The 23,236-nt window shown below is 62.8% G+C and carries 23 protein-coding genes; 10 read left to right on the forward strand and 13 right to left on the reverse strand.

The window, feature by feature from the left end; translation table 11 throughout:
- Positions 1–75: 75 nt before the first annotated feature.
- From pnp to truB, 8 genes are all read right to left on the reverse strand, one after another.
- The gene (gene pnp / locus RA29_RS10050) at positions 76–2,211 is read right to left on the reverse strand and encodes a polyribonucleotide nucleotidyltransferase (protein ID WP_039685403.1); all 2,136 of its coding nucleotides are present in this window, start codon (positions 2,209–2,211) and stop codon (positions 76–78) included.
- Between the two features lie 170 nt (positions 2,212–2,381).
- The gene (locus RA29_RS10055) at positions 2,382–2,945 is read right to left on the reverse strand and encodes a hypothetical protein (RefSeq protein ID WP_193743507.1); all 564 of its coding nucleotides are present in this window, start codon (positions 2,943–2,945) and stop codon (positions 2,382–2,384) included.
- A gap of 129 nt (positions 2,946–3,074) precedes the next feature.
- Positions 3,075–3,239 (reverse strand): hypothetical protein, encoded by a 165-nt coding sequence (locus tag RA29_RS23205; RefSeq protein ID WP_193743508.1) that lies wholly within the window; start codon positions 3,237–3,239, stop codon positions 3,075–3,077.
- A gap of 252 nt (positions 3,240–3,491) precedes the next feature.
- Positions 3,492–3,761, reverse strand: coding sequence for a 30S ribosomal protein S15 (gene rpsO / locus RA29_RS10060; protein WP_039685405.1), 270 nt, complete (start codon positions 3,759–3,761; stop codon positions 3,492–3,494).
- Positions 3,762–3,911: 150 nt separating this feature from the next.
- The gene (locus RA29_RS10065; protein WP_039685407.1) at positions 3,912–4,892 is read right to left on the reverse strand and encodes a calcium-binding protein; all 981 of its coding nucleotides are present in this window, start codon (positions 4,890–4,892) and stop codon (positions 3,912–3,914) included.
- A gap of 87 nt (positions 4,893–4,979) precedes the next feature.
- Entirely contained in the window at positions 4,980–5,510 is a 531-nt protein-coding gene (locus RA29_RS10070; RefSeq protein ID WP_039685409.1) for a DUF1643 domain-containing protein, read from the reverse strand.
- Positions 5,511–5,564: 54 nt separating this feature from the next.
- Positions 5,565–6,068 carry a hypothetical protein gene (locus RA29_RS10075; RefSeq protein WP_039685411.1) on the reverse strand — a complete coding sequence of 168 codons (504 nt, stop codon included), beginning with the start codon at positions 6,066–6,068 and terminating at the stop codon, positions 5,565–5,567.
- Between the two features lie 175 nt (positions 6,069–6,243).
- A complete protein-coding gene (gene truB, locus RA29_RS10080) occupies positions 6,244–7,149 on the reverse strand; it encodes a tRNA pseudouridine(55) synthase TruB (protein ID WP_039685413.1) in 906 nt (301 codons plus the stop codon).
- Positions 7,150–7,404: 255 nt separating this feature from the next.
- Here truB and RA29_RS10085 point away from each other — a divergent pair, with 255 nt between their 5' ends.
- Positions 7,405–8,193 carry a metallophosphoesterase gene (locus RA29_RS10085; RefSeq protein WP_039685415.1) on the forward strand — a complete coding sequence of 263 codons (789 nt, stop codon included), beginning with the start codon at positions 7,405–7,407 and terminating at the stop codon, positions 8,191–8,193.
- A 111-nt stretch (positions 8,194–8,304) separates the two neighbouring features.
- Here the strand turns inward: RA29_RS10085 and RA29_RS10090 are convergent, their stop codons facing one another.
- Positions 8,305–9,042: a phosphodiester glycosidase family protein gene (locus tag RA29_RS10090; protein WP_039685417.1), complete on the reverse strand. Its 738-nt coding sequence runs from the start codon at positions 9,040–9,042 to the stop codon at positions 8,305–8,307.
- Complete coding sequence (rbfA, locus tag RA29_RS10095) at positions 9,039–9,434, reverse strand: 30S ribosome-binding factor RbfA (protein WP_039685418.1); 396 nt, start codon at positions 9,432–9,434, stop codon at positions 9,039–9,041. The genes RA29_RS10090 and rbfA overlap by 4 nt, the downstream gene beginning before the upstream one ends.
- Positions 9,435–9,521: 87 nt before the next feature.
- Between rbfA and dapB the strand changes: the two genes are divergently transcribed.
- Together dapB and RA29_RS10105 are read left to right on the forward strand one after the other, a co-directional pair.
- Complete coding sequence (dapB, locus tag RA29_RS10100; protein WP_039685420.1) at positions 9,522–10,337, forward strand: 4-hydroxy-tetrahydrodipicolinate reductase; 816 nt, start codon at positions 9,522–9,524, stop codon at positions 10,335–10,337.
- Between the two features lie 98 nt (positions 10,338–10,435).
- On the forward strand, positions 10,436–10,789 hold the full coding sequence (locus RA29_RS10105; RefSeq protein WP_039685422.1) for a hypothetical protein: 354 nt from the start codon (positions 10,436–10,438) through the stop codon (positions 10,787–10,789).
- Between the two features lie 3 nt (positions 10,790–10,792).
- On the opposite strand, the gene RA29_RS10110 is transcribed toward RA29_RS10105, so the two are convergent.
- Positions 10,793–10,984 carry a DUF1674 domain-containing protein gene (locus RA29_RS10110; RefSeq protein WP_039685424.1) on the reverse strand — a complete coding sequence of 64 codons (192 nt, stop codon included), beginning with the start codon at positions 10,982–10,984 and terminating at the stop codon, positions 10,793–10,795.
- Positions 10,985–11,070: 86 nt separating this feature from the next.
- On the opposite strand from RA29_RS10110, the gene RA29_RS10115 reads away from it, so the two are divergent.
- From RA29_RS10115 to RA29_RS10145, 7 genes are all read left to right on the forward strand, one after another.
- Positions 11,071–12,342: an RsmB/NOP family class I SAM-dependent RNA methyltransferase gene (locus tag RA29_RS10115; RefSeq protein WP_039685426.1), complete on the forward strand. Its 1,272-nt coding sequence runs from the start codon at positions 11,071–11,073 to the stop codon at positions 12,340–12,342.
- Between the two features lie 73 nt (positions 12,343–12,415).
- On the forward strand, positions 12,416–14,161 hold the full coding sequence (locus RA29_RS10120) for a heparinase II/III family protein (RefSeq protein WP_039685429.1): 1,746 nt from the start codon (positions 12,416–12,418) through the stop codon (positions 14,159–14,161).
- A gap of 15 nt (positions 14,162–14,176) precedes the next feature.
- Complete coding sequence (gene purH / locus RA29_RS10125; RefSeq protein ID WP_039685431.1) at positions 14,177–15,760, forward strand: bifunctional phosphoribosylaminoimidazolecarboxamide formyltransferase/IMP cyclohydrolase; 1,584 nt, start codon at positions 14,177–14,179, stop codon at positions 15,758–15,760.
- 7 nt (positions 15,761–15,767) lie between these two features.
- A complete protein-coding gene (lspA, locus tag RA29_RS10130) occupies positions 15,768–16,244 on the forward strand; it encodes a signal peptidase II (protein ID WP_039685433.1) in 477 nt (158 codons plus the stop codon).
- Between the two features lie 49 nt (positions 16,245–16,293).
- Positions 16,294–16,815, forward strand: coding sequence for a DUF3035 domain-containing protein (locus RA29_RS10135; protein WP_039685434.1), 522 nt, complete (start codon positions 16,294–16,296; stop codon positions 16,813–16,815).
- 95 nt (positions 16,816–16,910) lie between these two features.
- Positions 16,911–18,257, forward strand: coding sequence for a pitrilysin family protein (locus RA29_RS10140; protein WP_039685437.1), 1,347 nt, complete (start codon positions 16,911–16,913; stop codon positions 18,255–18,257).
- Positions 18,257–19,576, forward strand: coding sequence for a pitrilysin family protein (locus tag RA29_RS10145; protein WP_082029499.1), 1,320 nt, complete (start codon positions 18,257–18,259; stop codon positions 19,574–19,576). The genes RA29_RS10140 and RA29_RS10145 overlap by 1 nt, the downstream gene beginning before the upstream one ends.
- 103 nt (positions 19,577–19,679) lie before the next feature.
- Here RA29_RS10145 and RA29_RS10150 read toward each other — a convergent pair whose 3' ends face one another.
- Together RA29_RS10150 and deoC are read right to left on the reverse strand one after the other, a co-directional pair.
- Positions 19,680–22,022, reverse strand: coding sequence for an aldehyde dehydrogenase family protein (locus RA29_RS10150; protein WP_039685438.1), 2,343 nt, complete (start codon positions 22,020–22,022; stop codon positions 19,680–19,682).
- A 75-nt stretch (positions 22,023–22,097) separates the two neighbouring features.
- Complete coding sequence (deoC, locus tag RA29_RS10155; RefSeq protein ID WP_039685440.1) at positions 22,098–23,096, reverse strand: deoxyribose-phosphate aldolase; 999 nt, start codon at positions 23,094–23,096, stop codon at positions 22,098–22,100.
- Positions 23,097–23,236: the final 140 nt, after the last annotated feature.

The following is a 23,236-nucleotide window of genomic DNA, read 5'->3' on the forward strand; positions in this document are numbered from 1 at the left end:
GACCACAAACGGACCGCTGAAACAAGAAGGCCCCGGCATCGCTGCCGGGGCCTGTTTTGTAGGACTGGCGGTGGATTACTCCGCGGCCGGTTCCTCTTTCTTCACTTCTTCGCCGGTTTCCTGATCGACGACTTTCATCGACAGGCGGACCTTGCCGCGGTCGTCGAAGCCCAGGAGCTTGACCTTGACCTCTTGGCCTTCCTTCAGGACGTCCGAAGGATGGTTCAGGCGGCGGTTTTCGATCTGCGACACGTGCACCAGGCCGTCGCGCTTGCCGAAGAAGTTCACGAAGGCGCCGAAGTCCACGATCTTGACCACGGTGCCGGTGTAGATCGCGCCCTCTTCGGGCTCGGCCACGATGGCGTGGATCATGTCGTAGGCTTTCTGGATCGCTTCGCCGTTGGGCGATGCAATCTTGATGATGCCGTCGTCGTTGATGTCGACCTTGGCGCCGGAGACTTCCACGATTTCGCGGATGACCTTGCCGCCCGAGCCGATCACTTCGCGGATCTTGTCGGTGGGCACTTGCATCGTCTCGATGCGCGGTGCGTGGACGGAGAATTCGGCAGCACCCGTGATGGCTTTGCCCATTTCGCCCAGGATGTGCATCCGGCCGTCTTTGGCCTGTGCGAGGGCTTTCTCCATGATCTCGGGCGTGATGCCTGCGACCTTGATGTCCATCTGCAGCGAGGTGATGCCGTTTTCGGTGCCTGCCACTTTGAAGTCCATGTCGCCCAGGTGGTCTTCGTCACCCAGGATGTCGGACAGGATGGCGTAGCTGCCGTCTTCTTCGAGGATCAGGCCCATGGCCACGCCTGCCACTGCCGATTTCAGCGGCACGCCTGCGTCCATCATGGACAGCGAACCACCGCAGACCGACGCCATTGAGGACGAGCCGTTGGATTCGGTGATCTCGGACACGACACGGATGGTGTAGGGGAAGTCGGTCGAGGCAGGCAACACGGCTTGCAGCGCGCGCCATGCCAGTTTGCCGTGACCAATCTCACGCCGTCCGGGAGGGCCCACGCGGCCCGCTTCGCCGACCGAGTAGGGCGGGAAGTTGTAGTGCAGCAGGAAGTTCGATTTGAAGTTGCCGTGCAGGGCGTCGATGAACTGTTCGTCGTCGCCGGTGCCGAGCGTGGTCACGACCAGGCCTTGCGTCTCACCACGGGTGAAGAGCGCCGAGCCGTGGGTCCGGGGCAGCATGCCAGTCTGGCAGACGATGTCGCGAATCTCGTCCGTTTTACGGCCGTCGATGCGCGTACCTGTTTTGACCACGTCACCGCGCAGGATGGACGCTTCGAGCTTTTTCATGGCGGAGCCGAGGTTGGCGTCTTCCACTTGCTCTTCGGTCAGGGCGGCGATGATGGCCTCGCGTGCGGCGGACACGGCGCTGGTGCGCTCTTGCTTGTCCGCGATGGCGAAGGCGTCGCGCATCTGTGTCTCACCGGCTGCTTTGACCGCTTCGTAGAGGTCCGAGTAATCGGGGGCCTGGAAGTCGAACGGCTCTTTGGCCGATTCTTCGGCAAGGCTGATGATCAGGTCGATGACCGGTTGGATCTGCTCGTGCGCGAAGTTCACGGCGCCCAGCATTTCGGCTTCGGTCAGCTCGTAAGCTTCGGATTCCACCATCATCACGGCGTCTTTGGTGCCGGCGACAACCAGATCGAGGCGCTGCTCGGGGTTGAGGCGCAGGTCCTGCATGTCGTCGACGGTGGGGTTCAGGATGTATTCGCCATCCTCGAAACCGACGCGTGCACCGGCGATGGGGCCCATGAACGGCGCGCCCGAGATTGTCAGGGCAGCGGAGGCCGCGATCATCGCGACGATGTCGGGGTCATTGACCAGATCGTGGCTGAGCACGGTGCACATCACCAGCACTTCGTTCTTGAAGCCGGGGACGAACAGGGGCCGGATCGGACGGTCGATCAGGCGGGCGGTCAGGGTCTCTTTCTCGGTGGGCCGGGCCTCACGCTTGAAGAAGCCGCCGGGGATCTTGCCCGCGGCGTAGTATTTTTCCTGGTAGTGGACGGTCAGGGGGAAGAAGTCCTGACCCGGTTTGGGGGCTTTGGCGAAGGTCACGTTCGCCATGACGCTGGTTTCGCCCAGCGTGGCAATGACGGACCCGTCCGCTTGACGGGCGACCTTGCCGGTTTCCAGTGTGAGCGTTTCCTCGCCCCACTGCATGGATTTTTTCGTCTCGTTGAACATCAAGTGTTTCCTAAGTTGGCCGGATGGCCATTTGCGTAGGGGGCGTATTCTCCCTGACCCCTGTATCTTTTTTTGCGGGCGCTGGGGTCCGGGCGCCGTGCTTTCAGATTGTGCGCGCATACAGCACTTTGGTCGCAAATGAAAGCGCTGCGGCTGCGGCGCATCCGCGCTCAGGACCAGGGGCGCTTGGGTGGTTTGGCGAAGGCGATGGGCGCGTCTGGGAAGAGGTCGCCGGTTTGCGCATCGGGCGCGGCGGTGCCCCATTTCTGCATCCAGCGTGTGGGTGGGGCGAGGGTGCCGCCGGGGGACCATTCGAAGTATCCGAGCGCGCCGGGGGCCGGGATCGGGTCGCAGGGTTCGGGGTCGGCGAGCGTCAGTCCGGCTTTGCCGCCGAACCATTCGCTGTCGCTTTCCGTGATGATCCCCGTCACCTCGACCGAGCCGATGATGGCGCCGCGTGGCAGGTCAACCGGGTGCGGGCATTGCACGCCGTGTTTTTCGAGCCGCCAGTAGAGGTAGCGGAATTCGTCCTCTTTCAGCCCGGCGGCAGCGTGGAGGGCGATGCGGCCTGGTCCCATGCGCCCTGCCCGGATGGACCCTATGGTGCGGTTTTCGATGGGTTTGTGGCCCGCGATGATCGCCCATGCCGACGGTTGGCGGACGGAGAGGGCGATGCGGGGCAGGTCATGCATGTTTCGATGGTAGGCCGCGTGAGGTGCGGGTCCAACCGTCACCGGGTGGCTCTGTTTGCGCTGGTGCGCAAAGGCGCCCACCCGCCGACCCAAGGGCGTGAAGGGCAGCCAACCGCTTTTTCAGAGAGGGGAAGCTGTTGGCCGCCGTGTCGCAGCGTTGCCGCTGGGCCCTTAGTCCAGGGCGATGCCGAACAGCACCAGCGCGGCGAGACCGGCGGCAAGGAAAGCCCATGTCGGCGCGGCAATGGTCAGCGGCTTTTTGAGCCAGGCCGAGACGTCTTGTTGGTTGGTGTCTGCCCGTACTTCAGCAGTCGGGGACTTGGGTTCTTCAGTCATCGCAAATTCCCTTTCTTGACAGGTTTTTGGTCCAAGCAGACAGGGATGTGCCTGCCCCATCGAGATGGCGGTTCCAGGGGGCCGTTCAAGAGATTGGGGCGCTTAGGGCGTGGTCAGGCGGGTTTTCGCCATGCGGGCCAAGGGACGCAGTTTGGTCAGTTTTGCGTTCTGGTGGGCTGCCGAAGGCGCAAAAGCAGAAAGGCCGCGCTTGGAGTGGCGCGGCCTTGAAAACTGTTTGGTCTGAGGGCCGTCTTAGCGGCGCAGGCCCAGGCGTTTGATGAGGTCGGTGTACCGCGCCTCGTCCTTGCCCTTGAGGTAGTCGAGCAGCTTGCGGCGCTGGGCAACCATTTTCAGCAGGCCGCGGCGGCCGTGGTTGTCTTTCTTGTGCGTCTTGAAGTGCTCGGTCAGGGTGGCGATGCGCGAGGACAGGATGGCGACCTGGACTTCGGGCGAACCGGTGTCGCCGTCCTTGGTGCCGTATTCTTTCATCACGCGGGCTTTGTCTTCTGCAGTGATCGACATCGGTGTCTCCTTTTCAGGTTAGAGTGGGACGCCGCCGGCCGGGATGTCGTCCAGCACGGGGCCATGGTGCCCGGCCAGAGACCGGGGATGCGCGCGTATAGGAGAGATTCGGGGACTTGGCAACGGGGTGCTTATCGCGTTCTGCCTGGATCAGACCGGTGCCATGCCCGTGCTTTGCGCAAGGCTGAGCGGCATGACGGCGATGTTGTCCATGTCGATCTGCGCCCCATTTGCGACATTTGCCACGGCAACACCGTTCATCATGACGCGCATGGTGTCCGGGTTGTCGGGATCGACTTCCAGCGAGACTTCCGGTTCTTCCTCGGCGTCGTCGTAGACCAGCAGGATGTTGTCGTCCTGCGCGTCGAAATCCATGATCGTCGCTGCCGGACCGCCGTCGATCCAGCTGCCCGCGACGATTGTGTCCTGGCCTTCGCCTGCGGTGACGACATCCTGTTGGCCAGCGATGATGATGTCATCACCGCCGCCGCCGTTCAGGAAATCCTTGCCGTCCGTATCGTCCGCCGCTTCGGTGTTCGGATCATCCTCGACCCCGTTCAGGACATCATTGCCCCAGCCGCCAAAGAGCGTGTCCTGTCCTTTGCCGCCTGTGAGCGTGTCGTCGTCGAGGCCGCCGTGCAGCGCGTCATTGCCTGCCCCACCGGCGAGGCTGTCGTTGCCCATGCCGCCGTGCATCTGGTCATTGCCGTCACCGCCGTCGAGGCTGTCCGCGTCGTTGTGGCCAAACATCTCGTCATTGCCGGTGCCGCCGCGGATGACGTCGTCGCCGCTTTCACCCTCCAGCGTGTCGTCGCCTTCTTCGCCGTTGATCGTGTCATCACCCTCTTCGCCGTGCAGCGTATCGCTGCCATCCGAGCCGATCAGGTTGTCGTCCTCCTCCGTTCCGAGGAGGAGTGTGTCTTCGGCAGGGGGGGATGCGTTGTCAGTTTCGGAGGCGCTGAGGGGAGGCGGGGCCGTGTTTTGTGTTACGGCATCGTTGTTTTCCTGGGTTACGTCGTCTTTGGCGGCGGTTTCGCCGCCGTCGTCCTGGTCATCTGTTGTGCCGGTCATATCCATGACACCGACGGCGCCCACCGCCACTATTCCCATCAAACCGGCAAGCCACAACATGACACATGTCCACACAACAGGGCGGAATTACCCGTAGGACAGATACCGCAGACAGACCTTTGAAACAAAGGTATTTGAGCAAACTGGTTAACAGTTTGTGTCGGTCGGGGACTGGACCCAGGGCTCTGGCTGCTGCGTGTAGGGCAGGTAGAGCGGGTGTTTGGGATGCCCGGCCTTGGACAGTCCGAGGTGGAACAGGGGGCGCTGGGTGTCATGCAGAAGGGTGGCTACGGCCGTCCCTCTGTCCATATGTTCGCCGTGGGTGCCCCACGCTGCGATCACGTCATGTGCCCAGGTGGCGCGCTCGGTTATGGCGGTGTCGTTGTCGGGGCCGATCGGGTCCGCCGCGGCCCGCATCGCGCGGGGGTCCGTGTCGCGCCAGGCGAAGATGTTGGTGACCGCAAAGCTGCCGTAGCCCAGTGTCCGCGCGCGTCGTTCGCAGCGTTCCACTGTCGGGTCGTTTTGCACTTCGGTTGCGGTGGAGGGGTTGAGCATGACGAAATTGACCCGCCGTCCGCTGTCGTCCCAGATGCGTGTGAGGCTGTAGCGATATCGTTCGCAGTCGGAGTAGATGGCGGTCGAGGGCGCGTCGCCCTTGGTGTGGGTCCGAGTGATCATGGGGCGGTTCTGCCAGCCGCAGACCGCCCCATCAATCGGTTTATATGATCCGCGTTATTCGGCGGGCACGGCGAAGGGCGTGCGGCGGATGTTCAGGACGGCGCCCTTGGCTTCCATGATACCGGCGGCGACGAGGGCGTATACGATATGCCCCCAGAGCGCGACCCAGGTGATGCCGGTGAAGCCGAGGAACGGTTTGTTGCCGGTGACAAGGTGCGCCATGACGTAGAGGGCGAAGACCCAGAGCGCGATGCCGTAGGCGATGGCGGTCAGCGACCAGTGCAGGTTCGGCAGCACGGCGCGCTGGATCGGGCGGGCGATGGCGAAGTAGCCAAAGGCATAGAAGACAAGGCCCGTCAGCGCGTGCAGCAGGTAGGCGGCACCGGAGGGGTTGGCGCCGAAGATCGCCTTGATCGAGGCACCGGCGAGGCCGACGGGGGCGAGCTTGGCGTAGCCGAAGAGCGGGCTGAGCGCCTGGCCGAAGACGTCGAATGCGATTGTTGCGAAAGCGCCGGCGGTCAGGACGGTTGCGGCGGTGCGCAGGGTTGTGGTGGTCATGTCATCTCTCCCTTTCGAGGACGGTTTGGAGCGTGTGATGGGATAGATATGGACCGAATGGTTCCTTTTGAGAAGATGCCTCACGGAACGCTTATTGGAACCGCTGGATTTGTAACAATCCGCGGCATTTAAGGTATGGGATTCCGGTAGATGTCAGGCGCTTTGCGCCCGTTTGTTACAGGTTGAAGACCCGCGCGGGGTGCAATTCGCCCGCCTTGTAGCGGCCCACAGCGACCGGCACGCCGTCAAGTGAGGCCCAGCATTCCGTGCCGTAGTCGACATCTGCCGCCATCACCATGCCGGGATTGCCGTTGCGCAGCCGTGCCGCGCCCTCGGGCGTGGCGCGCAGTTCGGGCAGGTCGGCAAGGCCGTCTGCCGTGGGGCGCAGGTGTTCGTCCAATGCGGGGGTGTGCGCCATCTCTTCGATCTGGTCGAAGGTCAGGCCGTCTTCGGCATCAAAAGGTCCGGACCAGATGCGGCGCAACTCGCGCACGTGGCCATGGCAGCCCAGTGCTTCGCCCAAGTCCCGCGCAATGGAGCGGACGTAGCCGCCCTTGCCGCAGACCATTTCCAACTCCACGTGATCGGGGTCGGGGCGGTCTGTCAGCACCAATTCGTCGACCCAGAGGGGGCGGGCGGCAATCTCTACATCCTCGCCATCGCGGGCGAGTTTGTAGGCGCGCTGGCCGTCGATCTTGACGGCCGAGAATTTGGGCGGGACTTGCATGATGTCGCCGATGAAGTGGCTGAGCGCGGCTTTGATCTGTGCGTCGGATGGCCGAGTGTCGGATGTGGCGATCACTTCGCCTTCGGCGTCGTCGGTGTTGGTCGCCTGCCCCAGACGGACGGTGAAGCGGTAGGCTTTGAGGGCGTCGGTGATGTAGGGGACGGTCTTGGTCGCTTCTCCCAGCGCCACGGCCAGAACGCCTGTGGCTTCGGGGTCCAGCGTGCCTGCGTGGCCTGCCTTCTTGGCCTGCAGCGCCCAGCGCACCTTGTTCACGACGGCGGTCGAGGTCAGGCCCGCGGGCTTGTCCACCACCAACCACCCGGAAATGTCGCGCCCCTTGCGTGAACGGCCCATGATGCCCTCGCCCCTGTGAATGAGGGCTGCCGCGTATCGCAGGGGTGTGGCGCTTGTCAATTGGGGGGCTGAGGGCAGCGGTCCGTGATTAACGTCTAGGACTGCATCCGCCAGATCTGGACGTCGTCCCGATCGTCTGGTGCCGCTGTCGCAAGGCTGTTGTATTCAGTGATCTGAGGCTGGAAGCGCTTTTGTGTTTTCGCTAGCCTACGTCAAGCCAACGACAGGCATGGACCCGAAACAGAAGGGCCTGGAATGACCAAGATCATCTGGATGTCCGACCCCCATTTCCAGACCAAGGGAACAATCGCTGGGCTGGACCCGCGTGCGCGTTTGGCTGCTGCCATCGAGCACGCCAATGCGCATCACTCCGATGCGGACTTTGTCATACTGTCAGGAGATTTGGTCGGGGATGACATCGAGGGCGATTATACTGCGCTTGCAGAGTATCTTGGCCGGTCGGAGTTGCCCATACATCCGATGATGGGAAACAACGATAACAGGGATGGGTTTCGGCTGCGCCTCGCGTTGCCCGCGGACACAATGCCAGGCTTTATCCAATTCGCACGTCATACCGCTGACGGCATAGTGGTGTGTCTGGACACCCACAAGGTTGGCTCACATGCTGGGCAATTCTGCGATGCGCGGCGCGATTGGCTGGATGAGCTACTTCGCACGTACAGCGGTAAGGACGCATATATTTTCATGCACCATCCTGCGTTCGCGCTTGGTCTGCCGAAGCAGGATGAAATCATGCTGGAGGAAGGCGACGCTTTCCTGAATCTCATTTGTGGTCACCCAAACGTCAAACACTTGTTCATGGGTCATGTTCACAGACCGACCTGCGGGACGATGCGTGGCATTCCATTTGCGACATTGGGTGCGCTGTCGTTTCAAGCGCCAGCGCCGCGCCCGTCCTGGGATTGGGACAGCTTCAAGCCTGCCCGGGAGGCGCCGCAATACGGGGTGCTTGAGATATCTAACGGCAATGCAACGCTTCAATACACTCAGTTTTGCGACTTTGCTTTTGGTATGGACGGTTAGGTGGTGTCGGCAGACCCTGCTGCAGTCCTGACAAATGGTCATTTCTGTCCCGCAAGCGTCAAACAACGATCGTAGATCGGCTTAGGCCATGGGCTGGCGTGGGGTCTGTGCCTATTGCTCTTTCGGTGTTGCAACGCCGATTATTGGTCCCAAGGCGAAGCCGAAGTCGTCCCGGTTCACGTCGGGGGCATAGAGGCGCGAGATGTTGCCGTCGAAGAACAGGGCGTTGGGCATGTTCAGCGCGTCGCGGAAGAGCGAGCCGAATTCGTGGAAGGTGACGGCGTTGTTGGAGATGGCGAAGATCGCCTTGGTTCCGTCGGCGGAGGTGCCGACGCCGTTGCGGATGTAGCGGGAGGTGCTGTCGGGCAGGAACCGGGGATGCAGTGCGCCGTCGATCACCAGCATCGGGCCGGATTGGGTGGCGAAGGTGCAGTTGGGTGCGCGGTCCACGAAGTCGAGCGTTTCGAACACGTCGGCGCGGCCCGGGCGCAGGCAGAGGATGCCGTTGGGCAACAGCCCGAAGTTGCCGGGGCCGGGGTTTGAGATCACGCGCATGATCTCTTCCCCGTTTTCGACGTAGTGGCCGACGGGTGCGCGGTCTTCGTGGTACATGCCCGCGTTCATGGCGAAGGCGAGGCTCTTACCCTCGGTCGCAAGTGCGGCGTCCACCGCGCTGAATTGTCCGTAAGGCGCGCCGCCCGTGTCGTTCAGAAAGAGCCGAAGTTCTTCTGTCGCCGGATCAACGGTACAGATCGTATAGCGGTTGTCTTCGTAGCGGATGTTTTCGCAGGTCACGGCCCAGGCGGGCAGCGTCCACATCAGCAAGAAGAGCGCTGCGGCTCGGATCATTCCTGGATATCCCGCCGCACGGCGTCCTGGTTCAGCATGCGCCGTGTGTCGTCCATCCGGTCGAATGTCTCGTCCAGTTGGAAGCGCAGGTCGGGGGCGAATTTGAGGGTCAGTTTCTTCGACACCGCGCGCCGCAGCTCGCCCTTGTTGCGGGCCAGCAGCTTGAGCACGTCCTCTTGTCCCTGACCGCCGAGGGGCAGGACATAGGCGGTGGCGACCTTGAGGTCGGGTGATGTCCGCACCTCGCCCACCGTGATCGACATGCGGTTGAGGTCGGGGTCATGCACGTCGCCGCGCGCCAGCACCTCGGAGAGCGTGCGGCGGATCAACTCGCCCACGCGAAGCTGTCGCTGCGAGGGGCCGGGGCCGTCGTGAAACTTGTTCTTTGCCATAGGGTCGGTCTACGCCCTCCACTGCCCTTTGCCAAGCGGCGCGCGGCAGGCTAGGGAGGCGGGAAGTCGCCAAAAGGGGTGAGGGACATGTCTGAATTGCCGGGGATCGTGATTGCAGGGGCGTCTGGCCGGATGGGCCAGATGCTGATCAGGTCGGTGCTGGAGAGTGACAAGATGCGGCTGGTCGGCGCGCTGGAGCGTGAAGGCCACGACTGGATCGGTCGCGACGTGGGCGAGGCCATGGGTGGCGTTGCGCTGGGCGTGTCTGTTTATGACGACCCGCTGGAGCCGATGGCGCAGGCGCTGGCGGTGATCGATTTTACCGCGCCTGAGGCGACGATTGCGCTGTCTGGTATCGCGGCACAGGCGCGGGCTGCGCATATCATTGGCACGACCGGTATGAGCGACGAGCAGATTGCGCGGCTTGAGCCTGCATCGCGGCATTGCCCTATCGTGCGGGCGGGAAACATGAGCCTTGGCGTCAACCTGTTAACCCAATTGGTGAAGCAGGTGTCAGCGGCGCTGGATGAGGATTTCGACATCGAAGTCGTCGAGGCCCATCACCATCACAAGGTCGATGCGCCCTCGGGCACTGCTTTGATGCTGGGTGAGGCCGCGGCGGAGGGTCGTGGTGTCGATCTGGCCAAGGTGCGTGACGCGGCGCGGGATGGGATCACGGGCGCGCGCAATCGTGGCGACATCGGCTTTTCCGTCATTCGCGGGGGCGACATCGTGGGCGAGCATGAGGTGATCTTTGCGGGGGCGGGCGAACGGATCACGCTCAAGCATATGGCGACGGACAGGGCGCTGTTTGCCAAGGGGGCGCTGAAGGCCGCGCTTTGGGCGCAGGACAAGGCGCCGGGTCAGTACGATATGCTCGATGTTCTGGGGTTGGGCGGATAAACGCCACTTTGTTTACCTAAACACCGGTTCGAGTGAACCAAACGCCGCCGTCCTTCGTAATGTTGGTATTCTTGCCGCTGCGTGAGGGGTTTGCTGCTATGCGTATGATGATGTTTGCCGCCGCTGCGGCTTTGTCTGCTGGACCGGCTTTGGCCGAACTGGTCAAGGTCGATGATCAGAGCCGATTTGTGCAGTTGGTCAATGGCAAGACACTGACGCGCCCCTTTGTGCGCTTGAACGTGACGCCTGATGGCAAGATCGCCGGACGCGGTGCCCGGTGGGATGTCGAGGGCACGTGGTCCTGGCAGAACGGCTATTTCTGCCGTGATCTGTTCTGGGGCGGCGATCCGCTGGGCTACAACTGTCAGGAAGTTGAAGCGACGGGCGACGGTCGGATCAAGTTCACGTCTGATCGGGGTGCCGGTGACAGTGCGATGTTCCGGCTGCGCTAGGCGCTAGAAGTCGACCGCGATCCCTTTTTTCTCCCAATCGCCGAAGCGCACGGGTTCAGGTCCGTCGCGGCCCCCCAGTTCTGTCGGCAGCTCCAGGGCCTTGGCCGCCTTGCGCCGTTCCTCGGCCTCGGCCAGTGCGCGCTGGGCGGCGGGGGGCAGGTCCTTGGGCTGTTCGGGCTGCTGATCGTCGGACATCGTGGGTTCCTCTTGGCGATGTCCCTTGATATACGCGCGGCCTTGGCCCCGGCAAGCGGGTGCGACAGGAACGACCGGGACGAGACATGAGCGATACGGGACTGCCCGCGCGGCGCAGCGCGATCTACCTGCTGGATCAGATCATTGGCGAGGGCAAGTTGCTCCCTGAGTTGATCGGTGCGGGGGCGCTGGACCGGTTGGAGCCTGCGGATCGCGCCCGTGCACAAAGGCTGGCGACCGAGACTTTGCGCGGGATGGAGCGGGCCGACCGTATTTTGCAGAAGCATTTGCAGAAGTACCCGCCGCTGACTGTGCGCAATGCGTTGCGTGTCGGTACGGTGGAGCTGTGTGCTGGGGAAGCGGCGCATGGGGTCGTGAATTCGATGGTGAACATCGTGTCGCGGCACAAGCGCTACGGGCATTTGAAGGGCCTGACCAATGCCGTGTTGCGCAAGGTGGCGGACAAAGGGCCGGAGCAGTGGCCCGCTTTGCGAACGCCGCGGTTGCCCAAGTGGCTGCGCGGGCCTTTGGTGGATGCCTGGGGCGGTGAGGCTGTGCTGGCGATGGAGGCCGCGCAGTTTGCAGGCGCACCGCTGGATTTGAGTTGTAAGTCGAGTGCGGAAGATGTGGCTGCGGCCACCGGGGGTGAGGTTTTGCCAACTGGGTCCGTGCGTTTGGCCGATGCCGGGCAAGTGTCGGCATTGCCGGGCTACACCGCCGGTGACTGGTGGGTTCAGGATGCCGCAGCCGCGATGCCAGCGCGCGTGTTGGATGCGCAACCTGGTGAGGCGGTGCTGGACCTGTGCGCTGCCCCCGGTGGCAAGACGCTGCAATTGGCGGCGACCGGGGCGGATGTGACTGCCGTTGATGTTTCCGAAGGGCGGATGGAGCGGGTGAAGCAGAACCTGATCCGCACCAAGTTGGAGGCCACGACGCTGGTGTCGGACGCCTTTGAGGTCACTGGGCAATATGATGCGATCCTGCTAGATGCGCCCTGTTCCGCGACGGGGACGATCCGGCGGCACCCGGATCTGCCCTTTGCCAAGGATGGGTCGGAATTTGGTGGTCTGATCGAGTTGCAGGCCCGGATGATTGATCACGCCGTGACGCTGTTGAAACCGGGCGGGCGGATGGTGTTTTGCACCTGTTCGCTGTTGCCGGATGAGGGTGAGGTGCAGGCCGAAGAGGCGCTTGAGCGGCACACGTTGCTCACCGTGGATCGTGCGGCGCTCGACCGGCCCGGCATTGATCCTGCCTGGATCACCGAAGAGGGCGGGTTGCGCCTGCGGCCCGATCATTGGGCGGACAAGGGTGGCATGGACGGCTTCTATGTCATTTGCCTGCGCAAGCCGGGCTGACATCGCGTGACTCGCAGCGCAGCACCCGCTAGAGTGCTGCGCAAAACGCCGTAGACGCGTCGAGGCAGAGAGCATGTCCACCCTGAGCGGTTTGACCGCACGAAAAGCACGGTTCCTGAACCGTTGGCACGCGCATCGCGCGACACAGGCCAAGGCTGTGACGGCCTTTGTGTCCTCACCCGAGCCCCGAACGATTGGCAGCTTTGCAAAGGGGCGGCAGTTGGTGGCGGGGAACTACCTGTTTGCGGGTGCGCTGATAGAGGCGAAGGGGACGCCTGTTTGGCAGGTGAGCGCTCCGGATCGGGCGTATCTGAACGAAATCCATGGCTTTGCCTGGCTGGATGATCTGGCCGCCGTTGGCGATCCGTCGACCCGCGCGCTGGCGCAGGAGTGGTTGTGGGCGTGGATTGCGCGGTATGGTCGTGGCGGTGGTCCGGGTTGGACACCCGACCTGACCGGTCGGCGGCTGATCCGGTGGATCAACCACGCGATTTTCTTGTTGCGCGGGCAGGAGGCGCCTGTATCGGATGCGTTTTATCGCAGTTTGGCGCAGCAAACGCGGTTTTTGTCGAAGCGCTGGCATGCGGCGGCGCCCGGTCTGCCCCGGTTCGAGGCGTTGACCGGTCTGATTTATGCAGGGGCGTCGTTGGAGGGGATGGAGGAGCTGGCCCCACCTGCCGTCGCGGCGTTGGCCAAAGAATGCGAGGATCAGATTGACCAGCAGGGCGGGTTGCCGACGCGCAATCCCGAAGAATTGCTGGATGTGTTTACCCTTTTGACTTGGGCGGCGGCGGCGCTGGAAGAGGCGGAGAAGCCTGTGCCCGAGGCGCATACGGCTGCCATTGAACGCATCGCACCGACATTGCGCACTTTACGTCATTCTGATGGGGGTCTTGCGCGCTTTCATGGCGGAGGGCGTGGGCAGGAAGGGTGGCTGGATCATGCGCTTGCCGCGTGTGAGGTGAAGACGCGCCAGCCGGATGGTCTTTCGATGGGCTATGCGCGTCTGAGTTCCGGGCGGACGAGCGTGATCATTGATGCCTCGACCCCGCCGAAGCCGGAGGCGGGGTACAACGCTCATGCCTCGACCCTTGCCTTCGAGGTGACTTCGGGCCGCCGTCCGCTGATCGTGAACTGCGGTTCGGGTGCGAGTTTCGGCGCGGATTGGCGCCGGGCGGGCCGCGCTACTCCGTCGCATTCGGCGCTGACGGTCGATGGCTATTCCAGCGCGCGACTGGGCGATGCGGACCGCGCCACGGCGCGCGAAACGCTGATCGATGCGCCGACCCATGTGCCGATCGAGATTAATCATGCCTCCGACGGGTTGCGCTTTCAGGGCGGGCACAACGGTTATGTCCGGACCCATGGGCTGACCCACGCGCGGCAGTTGGAACTGACTTTTGACGGCCGTGGTATGGCTGGTGAGGATATGTTGCTGGCCCTCGAAGACGCCGAAAAACGATTGTTTGACAAGGTGATGGACGCCAAGAAACTGGCCGGTATCCCCTTTGACATCCGCTTTCACCTGCACCCGGAGGTGAATGCCGAACTGGACATGGGCGGCTCTGCCGTGTCGATGGCGCTCAAGAGCGGGGAGCTTTGGGTGTTTCGCCATGACGGGACGCAAAACCTGTCGCTGGAGCCGAGTGTCTACCTTGAGACCGGGCGGCTGAAGCCGCGTGCCAGCCAGCAGATCGTGCTGTCGGGGCGGGCCATGACTTTCGCGACCTGCGTCCGCTGGTCCTTGTCCAAGGCGCAGGAAACTGCCATGGGCATCCGCGACCTCAATCGGGATGAGCCGGGCGAGGTCTATGACTGAAGGATTGCTGCCCCTATGACCGACCTCTACCCCGTCCGCCGCGCGCTGATTTCCGTTTCTGACAAGACCGGGCTGGTCGAGTTTGCGACCGCTTTGGCCGGGCACGGGGTTGAGTTGCTGAGCACGGGCGGCACGGCGCGGACGCTGCGTGAGGCGGGGCTGAGCGTGAAGGATGTGAGCGAGGTCACGGGCTTTCCCGAGATGATGGATGGCCGGGTCAAGACCTTGCACCCGGTTGTGCATGGCGGCCTGCTGGCGTTGCGTGACAATGACGATCACGTGGCGTCGATGGACGAGCATGGGATCGGTGCCATCGATCTGGTTGTCGTGAACCTGTACCCGTTCGAGGAAACGGTGGCCAAGGGCGCGGAATATGCCGAGGTGATCGAGAATATCGACATTGGTGGCCCGGCCATGATCCGGTCGGCGGCGAAGAACCATGGCTTTGTGAACATCGTTGTCGATGTCGAAGACTACGACGTGGTGTTGGCTGAGATGTCAGCCAATGACGGGAAGACCACCTATGCCCTGCGTCAGCGCTTGGCGCAGACGGCCTATGCCCGAACTGCAGCCTACGACACCGCTGTCAGCACCTGGATGGCGGCCCAAGTTGAGAGCACGCCCCGCCGTCGGACCTTTGGCGGGCAGGTGGCGCAGACCTTGCGCTATGGCGAGAACCCGCATCAAGCTGCGGCGTTCTATACCGATGGCTCGGCCCGTCCGGGTGTCGCGACGGCGACCCAGCATCAGGGCAAGGAGCTGTCCTACAACAACATCAATGACACGGATGCGGCGTTCGAGTTGGTGAGCGAGTTTGCGGGTCAGGGCCCGGCCTGTGCCATCATCAAGCACGCGAACCCCTGTGGTGTGGCGACGGGGGCGACATTGAAAGAGGCTTATACCCGTGCGTTTGATTGCGACCGGACGTCGGCCTTTGGCGGGATTATCGCGCTGAACCATGAACTGGACGAGGATACGGCGCGTGAGATCACCGGGATTTTCACCGAAGTGGTGATTGCGCCTGGTGCCAGCGACGGTGCTGTCCGTATTTTTAAAGAGAAGAAGAACCTGAGGCTGCTGACAACGGATGGGTTGGCGGATGCGTCGGCTGCTGGGCTTGCGGTCAAGCAGGTGTCGGGCGGGTTTCTGGTGCAGGACAAGGATGTGGGCCGGATCACCCGCGAGGATTTGAAGGTCGTGACCAAGCGCCAGCCGTCCGAGCAGGAGATGAGCGATATGCTCTTTGCCTGGACGGTGGCCAAGCATGTGAAGTCGAACGCCATCATCTACGTGAAGGATGGCGCGACCGTGGGTGTCGGTGCAGGTCAGATGAGCCGGTTGGACAGCTCTACCATCGCAGCTACCAAGGCGGGCCGGATGGCCGCCGATTTGGGGCTGTCCGAGACGACGGCCAAGGGGTCCGTTGTGGCATCGGATGCGTTTTTCCCCTTTGCCGACGGCCTGCTGGCGGCGGCCGAGGCCGGGGCGACGGCCGTTATCCAACCCGGCGGATCCATGCGTGATGATGAGGTGATTGCCGCCGCTGACGAGGCGGGGCTTGCCATGGTCTTTACGGGCATGCGGCATTTCCGGCATTAAGCGCTGAATGAAACTTCTCTGGATCTCCGCGGCTATCGCCTTTTTGCTCGACCAGGCGTTGAAATACTGGGTGATCCATGTGCTGGGCGTGTCGCAGTTCAATCCAATCGACGTGTTCCCACCGCTGCTGAATTTCCGCTATGGCGAGAACCGGGGCATCAACTTTGGTCTGTTCGGGGATGGCGTCAGCGTCTGGGCTTTGATTGCCGTTGCGCTGGTGATCTGTATCGGGGTGCTGTGGTGGGTTTGGAAGCATCCGCAGGGGCGGCTGGCCTATGCCAGTGCCGGTTTGTTGATCGGTGGGGCGCTGGCCAATGTGTTTGACCGGTTGATGTATGGCTTTGTCCTCGATTTCCTGAACATGTCATGCTGCGGGATCAACAATCCGTTTGTTTTCAACGTGGCTGACATCTTTATCTTTGCGGGTGCCATCGGCCTTGTCTTCTTTGGGCAGGAAGGGACCGCGCAGAAAAAGGGCGCGTGACAACGGGGGCGAAGCTGCGATATTGCATGCGAGAAATGGGAGACTTCCGATGCGGCTGATCGCATGTGCCATGATTGCTGTGACCTTTCTTGCCGCTTGCGAGAACCAGGGCCTGCGCCAGGTCACGTCGCGGGGCGACGGGCCGGACGAGTTTATCGTCGTGCCTGCAAAACCGCTTGAGCAGCCCGAGAGCTTTTCGGCCCTACCACAGCCCACGCCCGGCGGGTTCAACCGCACGGATCAGCGCCCACTGGAAGACAGCGTCGCCGCTTTGGGTGGTCAGCGGGGCTCTGCCAACGCGCCCATTCCCGGAGGCGACGGTGCGCTGGTCAACCATGCCAGCCGGTTTGGGCGTGATGCCAATATTCGGGCGACCTTGGCCGCGGCGGATGCCGAATTCCGTCGGCGCCAATCCCGCCTGACCCAGATCCGCATCGTGCGCGAGGACGTTTACAACCAGGCCTATCGCCGTCAGGCGCTCGACCCGGTTCAGACCGCGCGCCAGTTCCAGCGCGCCGGTGTGCCCACGCCGCTTGCGCCGCCAAGGAACGCGCGCCGCGGACGCCGCTAAGCGTCGCACCGCTCACAAAACTGCCAGTTGCGCTTGATCCGCTCTGCGGTGGCCGTATGTCTTGTGCAACGAAAATTGCGTGAGGTTGTTGTTTCATGTCCAGATTGCGTGCCGCACTTGTCGGTCTTGTCCTGACGGTGTCCCCCTTGGCCGTGATGGCGGCGGAAGAGGCAGTGACCAGCTTTACGCTCGACAACGGGATGCAGGTCGTGGTGGTTGAAGATCACCGCGCGCCGGTGCTGCAACACATGATCTGGTACAAGGCCGGGTCTGCTGATGAGCCTGCGGGCGCGTCCGGGGTCGCGCACTTTCTGGAACACCTGATGTTCAAGGCGACCGACACGATGGCGGAGGGGGAGTTTTCTTCCGTCGTTGCGGCCAATGGTGGGCGGGACAATGCCTTTACCAGCTATGACTACACCGCCTATTTCCAGCGTGTAGCTGCCGATAGGCTTGAGTTGATGATGCGCATGGAAGCGGACCGGATGCGCAACATCAACTTCACGGACGAGAACGTGCGGACCGAGCGTGGCGTCATCCTGGAAGAGCGCAATCAGCGTACCGATAGCAACCCGCGTGCGCTGCTGTCCGAGCAGATGAACGCGGCGCAGTACCTGAACCATCGCTACGGCATTCCGATCATCGGCTGGCGGCACGAGATGGAAGAGCTGAGCATGGAAGACCTGCGCGCCTACTACGACGCGCATTATCACCCAAACAACGCGATCCTCGTGGTGTCGGGCGACGTGACACCGGAAGAGGTGCGCGCGTTGGCCGAGCAGTATTACGGTGTTATTCCGGCCAAGCCCGATCTGGCTGAACGGATCCGGGTCGAAGAGCCGCCGCAGAACGCGGAGCGCCGCCTTGTCTTTCGCGATGCGCGCGTGGCGCAGGAGTATGTAACCCGTTCTTACCTCGCGCCCGAGCGTGATCCGGGCGATCAGGAGATGGCAGCGGCCCTGACATTGTTGGCCGAGGTGTTGGGCGGTGGGCAGACCAGCTACATGACCGAAAAGCTGCAATTCGAGCAGCAGAAGGCCGTATTCTCGGGTGCGTTTTATCGCGGGACATCCTTGGATGACGCGACATTTGACGTGGTGATCGTGCCGGTGCCCGGTCTGAGCTTGCAGGAGGCCGAGGACGCAATGGACGCGACGCTGGCGCAGTTCCTGCAGGACGGTGTTGATTCTGAGCAGCTTGAGCGCATCAAGTATCAGCTTCGGGCCAGCCAGATCTATGAGCGAGACAATGTGGACGGGATTGCCCGCAGGTACGGCGCGGCCCTGTCGGTTGGGTTGACGGTTGAGGATGTACAGGCGTGGCCTGACATCCTGCAGGCTGTGACCGAAGAAGACATTATGGAGGCGGCCCGCATGGTTTTGAACCGCAACGCATCCGTGACCGGCTGGCTGACCCGCCCGCTGACCGAGGAGGTGAACTGATGATCCGCTTGTTTGCAGCCCTGACCATAGCTCTTTTCGTCAGTTTGCCCGCGCGCGCCGATGTTGAGATCACTGAAGTCACCAGCCCCGGTGGCATTACCGCTTGGCTGGTGCAGGAGCCATCCATCCCCTTCATGGCGCTGGAGTTGCGTTTCCGTGGCGGCGCGTCGCTGGATGCGCCGGGCAAGCGCGGTGCCACCAATCTGATGACCGGCTTGCTGGAGGAAGGGGCCGCCGATCTGGATGCCCGCGCCTTTGCCCGTGAGTTGGAGGCGCTGGCGGCGTCCTTTGATTACGACGTGGGTGACGATTCACTGGCCGTTTCGGCCCGTTTTTTGACGGAAAACCGCGATAAGGCCGTGGAGTTGCTGCGCACCTCGATCCTTGAGCCGACCTTTGAACAGGAGGCGCTGGACCGTGTGCGGGCGCAGGTTCTGACAGGTTTGCGGGCAGATAGCACCGACCCGGACGAGATTGCGCGCGCGGCCTTCGACAAGATGGCCTATGGTGATCATCCTTATGGCTCGAACTACCGCGGTACGATTGAGAGTGTGGAGGCGTTGACCCGCGAGGACATGCTGGATGCGCATGCAGCGGTGTTTGCCAAGGATCGGCTTTATGTCGGTGCGGTGGGTGACATCACGCCGGAGGAGCTGGGGCCATTGCTGGATGACCTGTTGGGTGCTCTGCCGGAAGAGGGCGCACCGCAGCCTGGTCCGGCGGAGATTCTGATCCAAGGCGGCACGACTGTCGTGCCCTTTGACACGCCGCAATCGGTTGCCATCTTCGGGCAGCCGGGGATTGATCAGGACCATCCTGATTTCTTTGCCGCGCGTGTGCTGAACCAGGTGCTTGGTGCGGGTGGGTTCGAGAGCCGTTTGATGACTGAGGTGCGCCAAAGGCGTGGCCTGACTTACGGCGTCTACTCTTTCCTTGTGCCGCAGGATCATGCGGCGACCATTCAGGGGCAAGTGGCGTCGTCGAACGAGACGGTTGCCGAGGCCGTGTCCGTGATCCGTGACGAATGGGCGCGTGCTGCGGCAGATGGTGTGACGGAAGAAGAGCTGGAGGCAGCCAAGCTGTATGTCACCGGTGCTTATCCCTTGCGCTTTAACGGCAACGGGCCGATTGCGCGCATCATGGTTGGTATGCAGATGCTGGGCCTGCCCATCGACTACATTGCCACCCGCAATGATAAGGTCGAGGCGGTGACGATGGAAGATGTGCAGCGAGTGGCTGCGGAGCTGCTGGACCCCGAGGGGCTGCATTTCGTTGTCGTGGGTCAGCCCGAGGGTTTGGAAAGCACCGTCGCCAATTGAGTGCTTGCGCACACGCGATCTATTTTTTCTGACGAGGGGGCTGTCTGCCCCCTCGAGCTCCCCCGAGGATTTTTTTGAAACAGGGAAGAGGGACCCTGTGGCGTTATTCGCCGTAGGGGATCCAGATGGTTTTGACCTCTGTGGTGGCTTGCAGGAAGGCTTTGCCTTCGCCATCCGGTCCCATCCAGTCACGTGCCTTGCCGTGGTTGACCCAGGTGCGTTTGAGGTTGCCCGCGGCTTCGCGTTCTACGGTGGCTGACAGGTCGCTGCCGGAGAAGGACCAGATGGCGTCTACATTCAGGTGCTTGGCCATGTGTGAGGCGAGGTCTTTGTGATCGCCTGTCAGGATGTTGACCACGCCAGCGGGCACGTCGGAGGTTTCGAGCACCTGGTAGAAATCCGTGGCGGCGAGTGGGAAGGGCTGTGATGCGGCCAGCACCACGCGGTTGCCCATAGCGATGGCAGGTGCCATGAGTGAGACGAGGCCCAACAGCGGCGCCTCGTCCGGGCAGAGGCCCGCAATGATGCCCTTGGGTTCGTTCATGGCGAGTGCTACGCCGCGGATTGGGACGCCCTTGGCCGCGCCGTCAAACTTGTCGGCCCAAGCGGCATAGGTGAAGAGGCGTTGGATTGTGGCTTCGACTTCCTGTTGGCCGGAGCGCCCGCCCTGAAGCGTGTTCAGCCGGTTTGCGAATTCACCGGCGCGGGCAGCGAGGTTTTCGGCGATGTAGTAGAGGATTTGTGCGCGCAGGTGGCCGGTGGTTTTGGCCCAGCCTTTGGCCGCCGCTGCGGCTTCGACCGCGTTGCGGACGTCCTTGCGGTTGGCGAGGCTGGTTTGGCCCAGAAGCGCGCCATTCTTGCCGTAGACGTTGCGGGAATAACCGCTGTCAGGGCGTGCTTGCTTGCCGCCGATGTAGAGTTTCGCCGTGCGGTCGAGCGGGTCTGTGGGGGTGTCTTCGCCTGTGAACGCGCTGATAGGTTTCAGTGCTTTGGCCGCGCCCTTGGGCTTGGTGTAGGCGCGCAGCCCTTCCCAGCCCCCCTCGCGTCCGAAGCCGCTTTCGCGCACGCCGCCAAATCCGGCGGCCGCGTCAAAGAGGTTGGTGGCATTCACCCAGACGACGCCTGCCGCTAGTTTGGGTGCCACGTCGAGCGCCAAGTTCACGTTTTCGGTCCAGAGCGTGGCTGCCAGCCCGTAGCGCGTGTTGTTGGCCAGTTCGACCGCTTCAGCCGGGGTGCGGAAGGTGGTGGAGACGAGGACGGGGCCGAAGATTTCCTCCTGCATCAGCGGGTCGGCGGTGTTCAGGCCGGTGATCAGGGTTGGGGGGTAGTAGCAGCCCTGGGCAGGCAGCGCGGTTTGGCTTTGGTAGGTGTCGCCTGCGGTGTTGTCGCTGACCATGCGGGTGATGGTGTCGAGTTGTACAGGGTCGACGACGGCGCCCACGTCGATGGATTTGTCCAGCGGGTCGCCGATGCGCAGCTTGTCCATGCGCGCGCGGAGTTTGGCATAGAAGGCGTCGGCTACGGGTTCATGCACCAGGAGGCGGGAGCCTGCGCAGCAGACCTGGCCCTGGTTGAACCAGATGGCATCCACCAGCCCCTCGACCGCGCTGTCGAGGTCGGCGTCGTCGAAGACGATGTAGGGGGATTTGCCACCGAGTTCGAGCGTCAGCGCCTTGCCTGTGCCAGCTGTGGCCTCGCGGATGCGGCGGCCCACAGTAGTGGAGCCGGTGAAGGCGATCTTGTCTACGTCGGCGTTCACGATCATTTCGCCCACGGCACCATCGCCGGTGACGATGTTCACCACGCCTTTGGGCACACCTGCCTGGCGGCAGATGTCTGCGAAGAGGAGGGCCGTCAGGGATGTGTATTCTGCAGGCTTCAGCACCACGGTGTTTCCCATGGCGAGGGCGGGGGCGATCTTCCATGCGAGCATAAGTAGGGGGAAATTCCACGGGATGATCTGGCCGCAGACGCCAAGCGCCTCGCGGTCGGGCAGTTCGGCGTCCATGAGCTGGGCCATGCCTGCGTGATAGTAGAAGTGACGCTGGGCGAGGGGCACGTCGATGTCGCGGCTCTCGCGGATGGGTTTGCCGTTGTCGAGTGTTTCGAGCACGGCAAAGAGACGGCTGTGTTTTTGGAGCAGCCGGGCAATGGCGTAGAGGACGCGAGCGCGGGCATGGCCGCCGGATTTGGCCCATTTGGGCTGCGCTGCGCGGGCGGCTTTGACGGCTGCGTCGACATCGGCTTGGCTGGCTTGCGACATGTTAGCCAGCACTTCGCCGGTGGCAGGGTTCTTGCTCTCGAACTCCTTGGTGGGATCTGTGAACTGACCGTTGATGAAGTGGCCGAAGGCGGCGCCTTGGTCCACGATCCAGGCCAGCGCGTCTCCGGCGGCTTCGGGGGCGGTGCCGTAGTCCATGGTTTCGAAGATTTCCTTGACGGTCATGATGTCGTCCTTCGTGTCATCCGGGTGCCGTTTTCTGGCGCAGAAAACGGTCCGGAATTTTTCTTAAAATTCCGGTCAGCCGATCGCGTGGCGGTACCCGGCGGAATAGGCGCCGGTCAGGTGGTGTTCCAATTGCCGCTCGATATCGCCGAGCAGGGACGAGGCACCGAAGCGGAACAGGTCCGGTTGCAACCAGCGGTCGCCAAGTTCTTCCTTGATCAGCGATAGGTAGACCAGCGCGTCCTTGGCTTTGGAAATCCCGCCTGCGGGTTTGTAACCGACGCGGTAGCCGGTGTGTTCGAAATAGTCCCGGATGGCGCGGATCATCACCAGCGTCACCGGCAGGGTCGCGTTTACGCTTTCCTTGCCGGTGGAGGTCTTGATGAAGTCGGCACCCGCCATCATGCAGACCAGCGAGGTGCGGGCGACGTTGCGCAGGCTGCCGAGCTCTCCGGTGGCGAGGATGGCTTTGACATGCGCCTCACCGCAAGCTTCGCGCATTTCCGCCATCTCATCGTAGAGCGCTTGCCAGTTGCCGCTCAGCACGTGGCGGCGAGAGATGACGATGTCGATTTCTTCGGCACCTGCCGCGACGCTTTCGCGGATTTCCTGGATGCGGAGGTGGAAGGGCGAGAGCCCGGCGGGAAAGCCGGTGGAGACAGCCGCCACGGGGATGCCGGTGCCCTTCAGTGCCGACACCGCCGCTGGGATCATCTCGTGATAAACGCAGACAGCGCCCGTGGTCAGGTCGGGCATGCCGAGGGCATCCAGCATCTCGGCCCGGACCGGTTGGCGCGCCTTGGCGCAGAGCCGCTGGACCCGTCGTTCCGTGTCATCGCCCGACAGGGTCGTCAGATCGATGCAGCTGATCGCCTTCAAGAGCCACGCCGCCTGGTGGTCTTTCTTGATCGACCGACGGCCCGGCAGCGTCGCGCAGCGCCGTTCGATGGCTGACGTGTTGGCCTGTACCCGCGCGACCCAATCGAGATCGAGTTTGGTGCCCGGATTGCGCGGTTCGGTGACCTGCGGCAATTGCGCGTTTGTCGTTGTGGTGGCGGTGGTCGTGGTCTGCATGGTCGGGATCCTCGCGGACAGAGACAGGCCTACGAAGTGGCATGTGCCGCACCGTTTGGCAACCACATGCGCTCTGCACAATCCCTGCACAAACGCCGCCGAGGATGTGCACAGGCGGCTATCATACCGATCCCAAAGCA

The organism is Tateyamaria sp. ANG-S1 (assembly GCF_000814025.1).
In the GTDB taxonomy this organism is placed as follows: Bacteria; Pseudomonadota; Alphaproteobacteria; order Rhodobacterales; family Rhodobacteraceae; genus Tateyamaria.